Source organism: Brachybacterium massiliense, assembly GCF_900184245.1.
Taxonomy (GTDB): Bacteria; Actinomycetota; Actinomycetes; order Actinomycetales; family Dermabacteraceae; genus Brachybacterium; species Brachybacterium massiliense.
On record NZ_FXXB01000008.1, the window covers coordinates 1,534,745 to 1,547,647 of the forward strand.

The 12,903-nt window shown below is 67.6% G+C and carries 11 protein-coding genes; 3 read left to right on the forward strand and 8 right to left on the reverse strand.

The features are described 5' to 3' along the window. Positions 1–14 precede the first annotated feature (14 nt). Together trxB and BN4251_RS18105 are read left to right on the forward strand one after the other, a co-directional pair. A complete protein-coding gene (gene trxB / locus BN4251_RS16895) occupies positions 15–1,085 on the forward strand; it encodes a thioredoxin-disulfide reductase (RefSeq protein WP_087486157.1) in 1,071 nt (356 codons plus the stop codon). A 152-nt stretch (positions 1,086–1,237) separates the two neighbouring features. After that, positions 1,238–1,477 carry a hypothetical protein gene (locus BN4251_RS18105; protein ID WP_140398468.1) on the forward strand — a complete coding sequence of 80 codons (240 nt, stop codon included), beginning with the start codon at positions 1,238–1,240 and terminating at the stop codon, positions 1,475–1,477. A gap of 2,588 nt (positions 1,478–4,065) precedes the next feature. Here BN4251_RS18105 and BN4251_RS16905 read toward each other — a convergent pair. From BN4251_RS16905 to rpmH, 8 genes are all read right to left on the reverse strand, one after another. Further along, entirely contained in the window at positions 4,066–5,805 is a 1,740-nt protein-coding gene (locus BN4251_RS16905; protein ID WP_087486159.1) for a ParB/RepB/Spo0J family partition protein, read from the reverse strand. A gap of 80 nt (positions 5,806–5,885) precedes the next feature. Continuing rightward, complete coding sequence (locus BN4251_RS16910) at positions 5,886–6,767, reverse strand: ParA family protein (RefSeq protein WP_087486443.1); 882 nt, start codon at positions 6,765–6,767, stop codon at positions 5,886–5,888. Positions 6,768–6,801: 34 nt separating this feature from the next. Beyond that, positions 6,802–7,476 carry a 16S rRNA (guanine(527)-N(7))-methyltransferase RsmG gene (gene rsmG / locus BN4251_RS16915; protein WP_087486160.1) on the reverse strand — a complete coding sequence of 225 codons (675 nt, stop codon included), beginning with the start codon at positions 7,474–7,476 and terminating at the stop codon, positions 6,802–6,804. Between the two features lie 8 nt (positions 7,477–7,484). After that, on the reverse strand, positions 7,485–8,078 hold the full coding sequence (locus tag BN4251_RS16920; protein WP_087486161.1) for a Jag family protein: 594 nt from the start codon (positions 8,076–8,078) through the stop codon (positions 7,485–7,487). 67 nt (positions 8,079–8,145) lie between these two features. Next, on the reverse strand, positions 8,146–9,255 hold the full coding sequence (yidC, locus tag BN4251_RS16925) for a membrane protein insertase YidC (RefSeq protein WP_087486162.1): 1,110 nt from the start codon (positions 9,253–9,255) through the stop codon (positions 8,146–8,148). 85 nt (positions 9,256–9,340) lie between these two features. After that, complete coding sequence (gene yidD / locus BN4251_RS16930; protein WP_087486163.1) at positions 9,341–9,637, reverse strand: membrane protein insertion efficiency factor YidD; 297 nt, start codon at positions 9,635–9,637, stop codon at positions 9,341–9,343. Then, positions 9,634–10,002, reverse strand: a complete 369-nt coding sequence (gene rnpA, locus BN4251_RS16935; protein WP_087486164.1) for a ribonuclease P protein component — start codon at positions 10,000–10,002, stop codon at positions 9,634–9,636. The genes yidD and rnpA overlap by 4 nt, the downstream gene beginning before the upstream one ends. A 43-nt stretch (positions 10,003–10,045) precedes the next feature. Beyond that, positions 10,046–10,183 (reverse strand): 50S ribosomal protein L34, encoded by a 138-nt coding sequence (gene rpmH / locus BN4251_RS16940; RefSeq protein WP_087486165.1) that lies wholly within the window; start codon positions 10,181–10,183, stop codon positions 10,046–10,048. Between the two features lie 442 nt (positions 10,184–10,625). Here rpmH and dnaA point away from each other — a divergent pair, with 442 nt between their 5' ends. Then, positions 10,626–12,335 (forward strand): chromosomal replication initiator protein DnaA, encoded by a 1,710-nt coding sequence (gene dnaA / locus BN4251_RS16945; protein WP_087486166.1) that lies wholly within the window; start codon positions 10,626–10,628, stop codon positions 12,333–12,335. Positions 12,336–12,903: the final 568 nt, after the last annotated feature.

Sequence of the window (12,903 nt, forward strand, 5' to 3'; positions counted from 1 at the left end):
GAAGGACATCCTCCATGTCGCAGCCCATCCAGGCTCTCAACATCCTCGGCGGCGTCGCCCCGACCGCACAGACCGCCCCGGCCGCGCAGCCCGAGACGGTCCAGGACGACACGATCCACGAGGTCGTCATCGTCGGCTCCGGTCCCGCGGGTTACACCGCCGCGATCTACACCGCGCGCGCCGAGATGAAGCCGATCGTGATCGCCGGCGCCCTCGATGCCGGCGGCGCGCTGATGACCACCACCGACGTGGAGAACTTCCCCGGCTTCCCCCAGGGGATCCAGGGCCCGGAGCTGATGGCGAACCTGCAGGAGCAGGCGGAGCGGTTCGGCGCCGAGGTCATCTACGACGACGCGGTCGATCTCGAGCTCGAGGGCGACATCAAGACCGTCACCCTCGAGGACGGCACCGTCTACCGTGCGAAGTCGCTGATCATCACCACCGGCTCGGCATACCGCAAGCTCGGTGTGGACGGCGAGGCGACGCTCTCGGGCAAGGGCGTCAGCTGGTGCGCGACCTGCGACGGGTTCTTCTTCAAGGATCAGGAGATCGTGGTGGTCGGCGGCGGTGACAGCGCGGTCGAGGAGGCCACCTTCCTCACCCGCTTCGGTAAGTCCGTCACACTGGTGCACCGCCGCGACGAGCTGCGCGCCTCGAAGATCATGGCCCGCCGCGCCGAGGCCGATCCGAAGCTCAGCTTCGCCTGGAACAGCGAGGTCGTCAGCATCAACGGCATCGACAAGGTCGAGTCGGTGACGCTGCGCGACACCGTGACCGGGCAGGAGCGGGTGCTCGAGACCTCGGCGGTGTTCGAGGCCATCGGCCACATCCCGCGCACCGATCTGGTGCGCGGCAAGCTGGCGCTGGACGACGAGGGATACATCGTGTGCGAGGGCCGCACCACCTACACCTCGGTGCCCGGCGTCTTCGCCGCGGGTGACGTGGTGGACCACACCTACCGCCAGGCGATCACCGCCGCCGGCACCGGTTGCCAGGCCGCGCTGGATGCCGAGCGCTGGCTCGCCGACAAGGCCGCGGGGATCTCGGACGAGGAGTCAGTGGTGGCGGCCGTCGCCGCCCAGTGACCGCACAGCACTCCCACGTTGCACCGCCGCCGGCCGACGACGTTCCGGCGGTGGTGCTGATCAGTGCACCGTGGGCCGGGCCGTCGCGCCCGGCTCCCACTGTGCTCGCCGAGCTGTCCCGGCGATGGGGCAGCTCGGTGCACACACTCCTGGTGGAGGATCCTGACGACGACCTGCTGGACCAGTGGGACGTGCAGATGCTGCCCACGTGGATGCGTTTCACGCCTCGTGCACTCTTCGACGACGAGAGCACGCTCTGCGTGGCACAGCTGACCGGGACGGGGCCGAGAGGGGAGCCGCTCGTGCTCGAGGGCCCCTGGACCCTTTCTCATCGGCGCAGCGGCGCCCTTCCCAAGCACGTGGTGGACGCGGACTTCGGTCCGAACACCTGAGCCCGAAGCTCGGAGCGCATGTGCACTGCAGAGATCTCATCGCGTTCGTCGGACAGGACCGTCTGACGTGCCGGAATGGTGCTGTCCACAGTGTTATCCACAATAGTGTCCACACCCGACGACGGCTGTATCCACAGTTCTGTCCACAGAGGAATGTGGATAACTTTCTGGCACCTCGCGCATGGGTTGATTGAGAAAAACCCACTTTGACCTGGGCTTTTGCTACTGAGTGCCCGCCGCTCCCTGGTTCTGCAGCCCGCCAAGGGATCGAGATGTTCCACGTCGATCCCGAATTCAGACACGTGTCGACGTTTCGTTGTCCACAGAGTTGCGCACAGTGTGCATAAGGCAGCGCGACGCGCTGTGGTGCCACGTGACCATGGGCGCTGCCGACGGCTGGGAGTGTCGCGGGGGACGCTCCGACGATTCACGTGGGGCTGTCTCTCGCTGCTGTCCCGAGTGGGTGGGAGCGAGAGCGTGGGAGCCGAGGGCTCCACGGGAAACGACATCTTGTCACTCCGCCGCTTTCTGTCCCTGCCCCGTAGTTCGCAACGAAGTAGTTTTGCGTGAAACGTCGTCGGGAAAATCAAGACTTGCCTCTGGTGTCACTGTCGCTCAAGAGCCCTCCTCAGAGGCTTCACGCTGAACATGCCGCCGCTCACCATCGGGGGGAGGGCTATCTGCCTGGGTCAAGTTGTGGTGGTTTCGCGTGAAACACATCGGCACGCTCCTTCGGCAGCGGCGATATGACGGGAGCCGTGGTCTTGTTGAGCTGGTTTCACGCGAAACGCTCGACTGGGTCGCTGGCATCGCGCCAAGATGCTGCGTCGACCGACATGCTTCATGAGGAGTTCCACGCGGAACATCACAACGCCCCCTTGGCGCCTGCCCAGCCAGCGGGCTGCTGACAGCGTCCGTTAGCTTCCGGAGACACTCAAGACGCGACCTAAGACCCTAGGTCACTGAAGGAGGATCTAGGCTGCTTTCCTCTCGAAATGCCGGAGCTGGAGCCGGCACCAGCCGGAAGAGTGGCGGTGTGTGCGTTGCACGTGAAACCACTCCTCTCCGAGCACCGAATCGAAAGCGGCAGCGGCCTCACGTCGAAGCTCACGTACTCGCACGAGACATACGTCAAGACCATCCCCTTCGCGGCTTAGGCTGCTTCTCCTTCACTGCATGCTCTGCTGAGCTGATCCAAGAAGTCTCTCAGCAATCCCGCCGCGCGCCCGCTCCACTCTTGCATCGCGACGTCCCGGCGCCGGCAATTACCTCGGAGCCACCCTGAGCTCCGCACGCGATCCCTTGTGCTCACTCACCAGCCATGAACAGCCTCCCTTCGTTACCGCGTTCGGTTTCACAGGGAACGGCTAAGAACTGGCCGCATGCTGTGGCGAGCGGGGTCGTAAAGACCCGTGGGCGCACTCATATGTTGGCGCAAGCCTCAGATGTTTCACGCGAAACGTCTACCGTTCGTCTGCCGAGAGACGCTCCTCGTCACCCCGAAGGTCCGATGCCGCGTTTCACGTGCAACTCCGTCTCTTGCGGACGGGCCTCCCACAGAGTCCGCGGACAGAGGGCGTGCCGCTACCGAACGGGCTGTCCGTACTGCTTGTAAGCAATGAACGACGGGATCGTGCCGCGCATCGGGTATCTGTAGCACGCGGTAGCTGTGTTTCCCGTGAAACGCTGTCGGCACACGGCCGCAAGGAAACTGGTGCGCGCCGCGGAGACATGCTGCGTGGACCCAGTGAAGCTTCCCGTGAAACACGGCTGACTGGGATTGCGTGACGGCGGGTCGTACGCAACAGATTCGGATACGAGAGTTTCGCGTGAAACGCCGCACGGCGTGAGGACGCTAGGTGAGTATTCGTCGGGCAATGGCGAGGGCACGAGCAGAAGGCACCGGCCTACTTGCGCTGCCACGACAAGCTTCACGGGCAACTCATGCCATCAACTACGCGCTGTGTGACAGTGAACCGCTACCGGGGCAGCAAGTAGAGAGTTCATGCGACGACTCACGCCACCTACTGCGGTCACTCGCCGAGCGGTGACGGAGCGGACGATTCACGTGGAACCGCACCACGTGCACATGGAGCTGGTGGCGAGGGTGCGCAGCCGCATGAGAGACCCAGCAATGCGATCTAGTTTCGCGTGGAACTCTCGAAGAACACGCTCAACGGCCCACTGGGCGAGGAGAGGAGCGGGGTAGTGATCGTCGTGAAGCGGGTCAAGCAAGATCGTTGGCGCGAACGCACTCCCCGCACGCTGCTCGTGGAGGACTACACCGGCTCCACGGCTCTCGTATCCACAGAGTTGTGCACATCGGTGGAAAAGCTTTCCACGCCGCCTGACCTGCACGAACTATGTCCACAGCACCTTACACAAGTGTGTACAACTGGACTGGAAACCTTTCGTGACATCTTTGGCCCTATAGTCATTATCTGGGCGACGTCGTGCCAGAAGGCAGGGAACACTCCCGAACCTCGCGGCACTCCCCGATGAGGCATGCTCACGTGCCGTGAAACCCCCGGGCACGAAGAAGGGCCCGCACCGAAGTGCGGGCCCCCTGATCAGGTGAGTGCTGCTGCTCAGTCGTCAGCGGACGGGAGTGGGATGTCCAGACCCATGTTCTCCACCAGGCGCTCGAGATCCTCGAGGTTCGTGAACTCCAGCGTGATCCGACCCTTGCGCTTGCCCACGTCGATGCGGACTGGCGCCTCGAGCCGGTTGGAGAGGCGACTGGTCAGATCCACGACGTGGGGGTCATAGGTGCTGCGGCGGGGTGTGCGCGTGGTCTGCTGCTCCCCTCCGCGGGCCACCAGGCGCTCGACAGCGCGCACGGAGAGACCCTCCTGCACGATGCGCTGAGCCAGCTCCTCCATGAGGCGAGGGTCGTCCAGCGAGAGGAGCGCACGGGCGTGGCCGGCGCTGATCGCGCCACTGGCCAGCCGTCGCTGCACGAGAGCGGGCAGGCGCAGCAGGCGCAGCGTGTTGGTGATCTGGGGGCGGGAACGGCCGATGCGCTCACCGAGCTCGTCCTGGGTGCACCCGAAGTCATCCAGCAGCTGCTGGTAGGCGTTGGCCTCTTCGAGGGGGTTCAGCTGGGTGCGGTGCAGGTTCTCCAGCAGGGCGTCCCGCAGGAGGTCGTCGTCGCTGGTCTCCCGGATGATCGCCGGGATCGCGGGGAGGCCGGCGCGGCGTGCGGCGCGCCAACGACGCTCGCCCATGACCAGCTCGAAGGACTCGCCGTCCTCCGTGACCGGGATCGGTCGCACCACGACGGGCTGCAACACGCCCACCTCGCGCAGCGAGTAGGCGAGCTCGTCGAGCTCGTCCTCGTCGAACATGGTGCGCGGGTTGCGCGGGTTCTCGCGCACCTCATGGATCGGGATCTCCGCGAACACCGCTCCGGGGACGCTCACGAGGTCCTGCGCGGTCATGGACAGGCCCGACGCGTCGTCCTGGTCAGAGGGGAGGTCGGTGCTCTCCTCGACCGTCTCTGCGGTCGCAGGAGCCTCCGGGGCCTCGGCCTGTTCGGGCTGCTCCGTCTGGGCGGGGGTCGGGGTCACAGCCTCGACGTCGACGACGGGGCTCTCCTCGACCGCGGCGGGGGCGGTGCTCTCCGGAGCCTCCGTGAGCGGCGCGGGATCCGCCGCCGTGGACGTCGGCGCCTCGGTGGTCGCGGGAGTCGTCGGGGCGTCCTCCACGGGGGCGGGCACCTCCGCACGCGCCGTCGAGGCGGTGCGCTGGGCGGCAGTGCTGCTCTTCGCGGTGGAAGACCCCGTGGTGGCGGACTTCGCGGCGGCGGTTCCGGCCTTCGTGGTGGCGCGCTTGGTGCCTGCGCTCTTCGTGCCTGCGCTCTTGGTGGCAGTGCTCTTGGATGCCGCTGCCTTCGAGGGCTCTGCCTTCGGCGCGGCCGGCTTCGAGGCGGTGCTCCGACTCGCGGTGCTGCGGGTCGAGGTGCTCTTCGCCGGAGCCTTCTTCGCAGACGCCTCCGCCGGTGCCTCCTGTGCGGCCTCCGACTCTGCGGGCTTCACGCTCCCCGATGCTGCGGAACGGGTGGTGGTGCGGCCTCGGCGCTCGGCCGCCGCCCTGGCCATCCCGGTCGCGAGATCCAGCGCATCCCCACGGCCCCGCTGCGGGCGCCCCTCGGAATCCAGGCGCTCCCCGGAGAAGAACATGTCGACGGGACGAGGCGCGCCGGAGCCGCCCGCGGTCTCGTCGGCCGGACGCGTGCGCGTACGAAGCTCCTGCTCAGGAGCAGAGGTCGAGCCGGCACCCGGGATCAGGGCGCCGAGGCCTCGACCGAGTCCTCGCTTCTGCGTCATGCCGTTGTCCTTCCGAGAAAAATCGTCGCCATCAGAGTGTTCCGGGATGCGTCGGCGCCATCGCCGCGGCCCGGAGGAGATCAGGGTGCCGGTCGGGTGTTGAGCTCGTGGGCCGCGGCCCGGTAGGCCAGTGCACCGCTCGAGCTCGGATCATAGGTCAGCACCGTCTGGCCGTAGCTGGGTGCCTCCGAGATCCTCACCGAGCGGGGGATGCTGGTCTCGAGGGTCTGCTCCGGGAAGTGATCACGCACGTCCTGGGCGACCTGCGCGGCCAGCCGGGTGCGCGCGTCATACATGGTGAGCATGATCGTGGAGACCACCAGCTCCGGGTTCAGGTGCTGGCGGATCAGCTCGATGTTGTTCAGCAGCAGCGAGAGGCCCTCGAGCGCGTAGTACTCGGCCTGGATCGGGATCAGCACCTCGCGCGCGGCGACCAGTGCGTTGACGGTCAGCAGGCCGAGCGAGGGCGGGCAGTCGATGAGCACGTAGTCCAGCGGCTCGAGACCGCGCTGCTCGCGGTCCTCCAGCAGGTCCCGAATGGCGTTGCGCAGGCGGTTCTCGCGCGCGACGAGGGAGACCAGCTCGATCTCCGCTCCGGAGAGGTTGATGGTGGCCGGCGCGCAGTACAGGCGGTCCATCTCGGGGACGGCCTGGATCACCTCGGCCAGCGGCGTGGACTCCACGAGCACCTCGTACATGCTCGGCACCTCGGCGTGATGGTCGATGCTCAGCGCCGTGGAGGTGTTGCCCTGCGGGTCGGCGTCGATGACCAGGACGTTCAGCCCGCCCATGGACAGCGCCGCGCCGAGGTTCACGGTGGTGGAGGTCTTGCCGACCCCGCCCTTCTGGTTCGCGACCGTGATGATGCGAGTCGTCTCGGGACGCTGCAGGGTGAGCCCCTCGAGCTTCTTGCGACGGGCGTGGTCCCGGGTCAGCTCGCGCATCAGCGGGGTGTCTTCCATCGCGCCGTGTCCCGGGGAGGTGTCATCGCGCGCTTCAGCCACGTGGGTCTCCCTTCCTGGTCGCCTTCGCACGGCGACGCACTTGGACCACTGTAGTGGGAACCTCGACCTCGCCCACCCCGTACCGGGAGATGGTGGGCGGGGCGCCCCCGAGCTTCGTGAGGACCTTCTGGGCCTTGTCGACCTCATCGGCGGCCGACGAACCCTTCATGGCCAGCAGATGACCGTCCTCCGCCACCAGGGGCAGAGTCCAGCGGGCGAGCTTGTCGAGCGCGGCGACCGCCCGGGCGGTCACCACCTCGAAGGAGCGGGTCCCGTGCAGCTCCTCGGCACGGGCCCGGACCACCTCGAGGCCGAGGCCCAGTTCGGCGTCGACCTCCTCGAGCCAGGTGGTGCGACGCTGCATCGTCTCGATCAGCGTGACCTCCAGCTCCGGGCGGGCGATCGCGATCACCACACCGGGCAGCCCGGCACCGGAGCCGACGTCGGCCAGGGTTCTCGCCCCGGGAGCGGCGTCGTCGATCGCGTCGGCCATGAACGCGCAGTTGAGCAGGTGGCGCTCCCACAGGCGCTCCACCTCGCGGGGACCGATCAGACCCCGCTCCGGCCCCTGCTCGGCGAGCAGGGAGACGAAGCGCTCCGCGAGGTCGAGGCGCTCTCCGAAGAGGCGCTCGGCCGTCGGGCGCAGGGGCGCGGGCAGGGTCTGCACGGGATGCCTCAGGACGCCGGGTAGATGACGACGTGGCGGTTCTTGCCGTCGCCGTCGGACTCGGAGCGCAGGCCCTCGCGCTTGGCGACGTCGTGGACGACCTTGCGCTCGAAGGGGTTCATCGGGCGCATCGGGACCGGCGCACCGGACTCCTTCGCCTCGGAGATCGCCGTCGCGGCGAGGCCCTCGAGGCTGTCCTTGTGCTCGGCGCGGAAGCCGCCGATGTCCAGCATCAGACGCGAGCGGTTGCCGGTGCGGGTCTGCACCGCGAGCCGGGTGAGCTCCTGCAGAGCATCGAGCAGCTCGCCCTTGGGACGGTTCAGCCGGGCGAGCTTGTCGGCGCCGGCGATCTCGACCGAGGCGCGGTCGCCGTCCACATCGATGTCGATGTCGCCGTCGAGGTCCGCGATGTCCAGCAGCTCCTCGAGGTAGTCGGCGGCGATGTCGCCCTCCTCCTCGAGTCGTCGCATACGCTCCTCGCGGCTCTCGGTGGGCTCGTCGTGCTCCTGCGCGGGCGCGGTGGCGGTGTCGTCCTCGACGGGATCGGTGGCGCCGCTCTGCGAAGCCGCGGAGGGGTCCGCCGTGGGCTCGTTCAGGTTCATCAGGATCCTCCGGGAATGCGGGATGTGGGGGTGCTCCCCGGGAGCGACCGTGCTCCCGGGGGTGAGGTCACTTCTTGCGCTTCTTCTTGCCGCCCTTGTTCTTGTTCAGGGCGTTGGAGCCCTGACCGGGGGCATTCGGCGTCTCGCCCGCGGCCTCCTGGGCCTTGCGACGCTCCTCCGCGGCCTTGGCGCGGAGCTCGCGCGCGCGCTCGAGCCTCTCCTGGTCGGTGAGCTTCTTGCCGCCCTTGCCCTTGGTGGGCTGGACGCGGATCGGCGCGTCGGGCTCCGGCTCGGCGGAGACCTTCTTGGGCGGGGTGAAGTCGAGCGGCTCGAGGCCCTTCTTCGCGCGCTTGGCGTTGATGCGCTCGTGCTTGGCCTTCTCGGCGTCGGTGCCGGGGGTGGGGGTCGCGCGGATGACGATGTACTGCTGGCCGAAGGTCCACACGTTGGTGGTCAGCCAGTACACGAGCACACCGATCGGCATGCTCGGTCCCGTGATCACGTAGATGAACGGGAGCATGTACAGCATCATCTTCTGGGTGCTGGCCATGGGGCCCTCGAGGGCCGCCTTGGGCATGTTCTTCATGGTCAGGGACTTCTGGGTGAAGAAGGTGACCAGGGACATGCAGGCGATGATCAGACCGGCGACGAGCTTGGTGGTGATGCCGCCGTCACCCGACTGCAGGAAGCTGTCGGCGATGGTGACGTTGCCGAAGAAGCTCGCGGAGCTGGCGCTCTGGGCGAGCTCCTGGGTCAGCGGGCCGAAGTCCTCGCCCGCGGCGGCGTTCGGCAGCTTCGTGAACAGCACGCGGAAGAGGCCGAAGAAGATCGGCATCTGCAGCAGGATCGGCAGGCACGAGGAGAACGGGCTGGCGCCGGCCTCCTTGTAGATGGCCATCGTCTCCTCGGCCATCTTCTGCTTCGAGTCCGAGTCCGTCTTGCCCTTGTACTTCTTCTGGACGGCCTGCAGCTCGGGCGAGACCATCTGCATCGCGCGGGAGGCCCGGATCTGCCGCACGAACAGCGGGATGATCAGGGTTCGCACCACGACGGTGAGCCCCACGATGGACAGCACCCAGGTCAGTCCCGCGTTGGGATCCATGAACGTGGACAGCAGCGCATGGAACTGCACCATGAGCCATGCGACGGCCCACTCGATGGGATACAGGGGATTCATCGGCCTGGTCTTCCTGCCGCACGGATGCGCATGTCGTTCATACGAGGTGTCGGCTGTGATCGGGAATCTGGGTCAAGGGTAGGCCCTACCGGGCCGGGTGCCGCAGTCGGCGTGGATTCGTCCACATGCCGGGGGCGGGCACCGGGTCGAGACCGCCTCGGGTGAGGGGGTTGCAGCGCAGGATCCGCCAGGTCGTCAGCAGCGTTCCCTTCACGGCCCCGTGCACCCGGAGAGCGTCCATGCCGTACTGGGAGCAGACGGGGTCGTAGCGACAGGCGGGCGGGGTGTAGGGCGAGATGCCCACCTGATAGGCGCGCACCGGCAGCATCAGCAGCCTCCGCGGCAGACGGAGCACCGTGCCCAGCACCCCGCGCCCGCTCACCTGGCGGCCTCCCGGCGCCGGGCGAGCTTGCCGGAGGCGGAGCCCAGGGCGGAGTCGACGTCGTCCTTCAGCGCGCTGAAGGGCTGTTCGTCGATGCCCGGCAGCGCCCGCACCACGATCGCGGAGCCTGCGGGCAGGGTCGCAAGGTGGGGGCGGATGATCTCGCGCAGCCGACGGGTCACCCGGTTGCGCACCACGGCGTTGCCGATCCGCTTGGACACGACGAATCCCACGCGGGGTGCGTCCTCGCCCTGCGTGAGCTGGGAGAGGTGCACGACCACGTGGGATCGGGCGCTGCGCGCGCCACCGCGGGTGACGGCGCGGAACTCGTCGGCCGAGCTGAGCCGGTGCTTCGACCAGCTCACGGCGTCACGAGAAGCGCGCCGCGGTTCGCCTCGACGGCTCGCCTCAGGCGGAGAGCTCGGCGCGGCCCTTGGCGCGACGTGCGTTCAGGATGGCGCGGCCGGCGCGGGTGCGCATGCGGGCGCGGAAGCCGTGCTTCTTGGCGCGGCGGCGGTTGTTCGGCTGGAACGTGCGCTTGCTCATGGTTCTCCTCGATCGTGGGCACGGTCATGCCCCTCGCGGTGGTCTGTGGTCTTGCTGCACGAACGGGAAGTCCGGGCGCACCCGCCGGGGCGGGGCGGCTGCCGAGGTCCGATCCGATGCCGGAATGGGTCCGCAGTGGATCCGGGAACCGTATCGGGACGGCGCGCAGCGCTGACTGGACGATGTTAGGCGCGGGGGTGCGCGGGGTCAACGGTACGAGCCGTCTGAGGCGCGGTTGTGGCCGGATTCTCACTTCACGAGGGGTCGAGGCGGGCACCCCGCACTCCGCGCGCTGTGGCGGTCGAGCGAGCTGTGGCTGCGGAGCGTGCTCTGCGGTGGGAGTCCCACCTCACGCCCGTTGTCCACATCGTTGGTCCACAATACAGAAGCTATTGTGGAAAACTGTCCCGACCGACCGCGCGAGCCCTGGGGGAGAGACCTGATGAACGAGGCGAACGTCGACGCGATCTGGGAGCGCACGCTCCAGACCCTGCGCCGCGACAACGCCGTGTCGCCGCGGGTCGTCGCCCTCCTCACGCTGTCCCGCCTGATGGCCATCGTGGCGGACACCGCCCTGGTCGCAGCGCCTTCCACCTCGGCGAAGGAGCTCTTCGAGCACCGCATCGCCGACTCCCTCAAGGCGGCCCTGAACGAGGCCGTGGGCCGCACCGTCGGCTTCGCGGTGACGGTGGACGAGTCGCTGCTCCTGGAGGACGACGACGATGATCCGGCCCCCGCACCGCCTGTGACCTCCTCCTCCACCGCCGGACGTGCACATTCTGTGGACAACGATGTGGACAACTCCGCCCAGGATGTCCACATGCCGCGGTTCCGTCGTGGAGAGGGCTCGATCCTGCCCACCAACGGCGACGATCCGGGCCGGCCCGCCCTGCCCTCGGACAGCTCGGCGAGCTCGGCAGGCTCCGCCCTGACCCGCTCCGCCGCCGATCGCTTCGCCACCCACACCGGGTACCGGGGCCGGGCGGCGGATGATCCCAGCGCCTTCTCCAGCCTGTCCCCGCTCAGCGGCTCCTCCGCGCCCTCGCCGGGCCCCGCGCCCCGTCGGCCCGAGCGCAGCGCCGCCGGAGCGAGCGAGGATTCGCGCCTGAACAGCAAGTACACCTTCGACACCTTCGTGATCGGCTCCTCGAACCGTTTCGCGCAGGCAGCGGCGTCGGCCGTCGCGGAGACCCCCGCGAAGGCGTACAACCCGCTGTTCATCTACGGCGGCTCGGGCCTGGGCAAGACCCACCTGCTGCACGCGGTGGGCCACTACGCCCAGAGCCTCTACCCCGACGTGGTGGTGCGGTACGTGAACTCCGAGGAGTTCACCAACGAGTTCATCAACTCCGTGCAGTCCGGCCAGTTCGGCAAGGCCCAGGAGTTCCAGCGCCGCTACCGCGACATCGACATCCTGCTGATCGACGACATCCAGTTCCTGCAGCGTGCGCCCGAGACGATGGAGGCGTTCTTCCACACCTTCAACACGCTCTACAACTCGGACAAGCAGATCGTGATCACCTCGGACCTGCCTCCCAAGGAGCTGGGCGGCTTCGAGAATCGGATGCGCTCGCGCTTCGAGATGGGGCTGATGACCGATGTGCAGCCGCCGGACCTCGAGACCCGCATCGCGATCCTGCGCAAGAAGGTCGCGCAGGAGAACACCGGCGAGGTCCCGCACGAGGTGCTCGAGTACATCGCCTCGCACATCGCCACCAACATCCGCGAGCTCGAGGGCGCGCTGATCCGGGTGCAGGCACTGCATTCGCTGTCCCGCCAGCCGATGGACGTGACCCTCGCCGAGAGCGTGCTGAAGGATCTGCTCTCCCATGACGACGGCGCCCAGATCACGGCCTCGACGATCATCGCGCAGACCGCCACCTACTTCGGGCTCTCGGTCGAGGAGATCGTGGGCACAGGGCGCTCGCGCCGGCTGGTCTCGGCCCGGCAGATCGGGATGTACCTGTGCCGTGAGCTCACGGACATGCCGCTGATCAGGATCGGCGAGGAGTTCGGTGGCCGCGACCACACCACCGTGATGCACGCCAACAAGAAGATCGGCGAGCTGATGAAGGAGCGCCGCGCGATCTTCAACCAGGTCACCGAGCTCACCGCGAGGATCAAGAGCTCGAGCTCCGCCGCCCGTCAGTGAGCGCTCACGGCGCGGAGACAGCCGCCTGAACAACACTCCAGGTCAGGATGCAGTTCTCCCCAATTGTGGATAACTCTGTGGATACTGTGGAATGACAGGAATCCACGCAGGAGCCGATGTGCACGGCCGAATGACAGGAATCCGTGAGGACAGCTGGATCGTGCACAGCCCGCGAACATCGGCCGCTGAGTCCTCAACGATCCATCCACTCACATGTCATTCGAGCTGACCTGCGCAGATGACGGTTATCCACGAGATCCACAGCCGTGATGATGAGGACTGTCAGTAGTTGCTCGACGGGGATGTGGACGGGGCGGGCTGCGTGGGAGCGATCGCCGATCGTGTCATTCGGGGTGCCGGGGAGCGTTCTCGGGCCATGACGACGAAGGGGGATCGGGTCCCCGGAACCGGTGTGCGCTGGAAGCCCCTCAGTGCGCGCGAGCCGCGCCGGGAGCGGGAAGAAGTCAAGGATCGTCCCCGGTGTGTCGGCGGGAGACCTCCGGAACCGATACGCTGTGCTCCGTTCGGCCGCGACATGCCATAGCACGCGGCGCAATCCGTCATTCGA

Excerpts from the sequence above, each read along its gene's own strand:
- BN4251_RS16905 (WP_087486159.1), bottom strand. The coding sequence starts at position 5,805 with ATGACGCAGAAGCGAGGACTCGGTCGAGGCCTCGGCGCCCTGATCCCG.
- dnaA (WP_087486166.1), top strand. The coding sequence starts at position 10,626 with ATGAACGAGGCGAACGTCGACGCGATCTGGGAGCGCACGCTCCAGACC.
- yidC (WP_087486162.1), bottom strand. The coding sequence starts at position 9,255 with ATGAATCCCCTGTATCCCATCGAGTGGGCCGTCGCATGGCTCATGGTG.
- trxB (WP_087486157.1), top strand. The coding sequence starts at position 15 with ATGTCGCAGCCCATCCAGGCTCTCAACATCCTCGGCGGCGTCGCCCCG.
- rpmH (WP_087486165.1), bottom strand. The coding sequence starts at position 10,183 with ATGAGCAAGCGCACGTTCCAGCCGAACAACCGCCGCCGCGCCAAGAAG.
- BN4251_RS16920 (WP_087486161.1), bottom strand. The coding sequence starts at position 8,078 with ATGAACCTGAACGAGCCCACGGCGGACCCCTCCGCGGCTTCGCAGAGC.
- BN4251_RS16910 (WP_087486443.1), bottom strand. The coding sequence starts at position 6,767 with ATGGAAGACACCCCGCTGATGCGCGAGCTGACCCGGGACCACGCCCGT.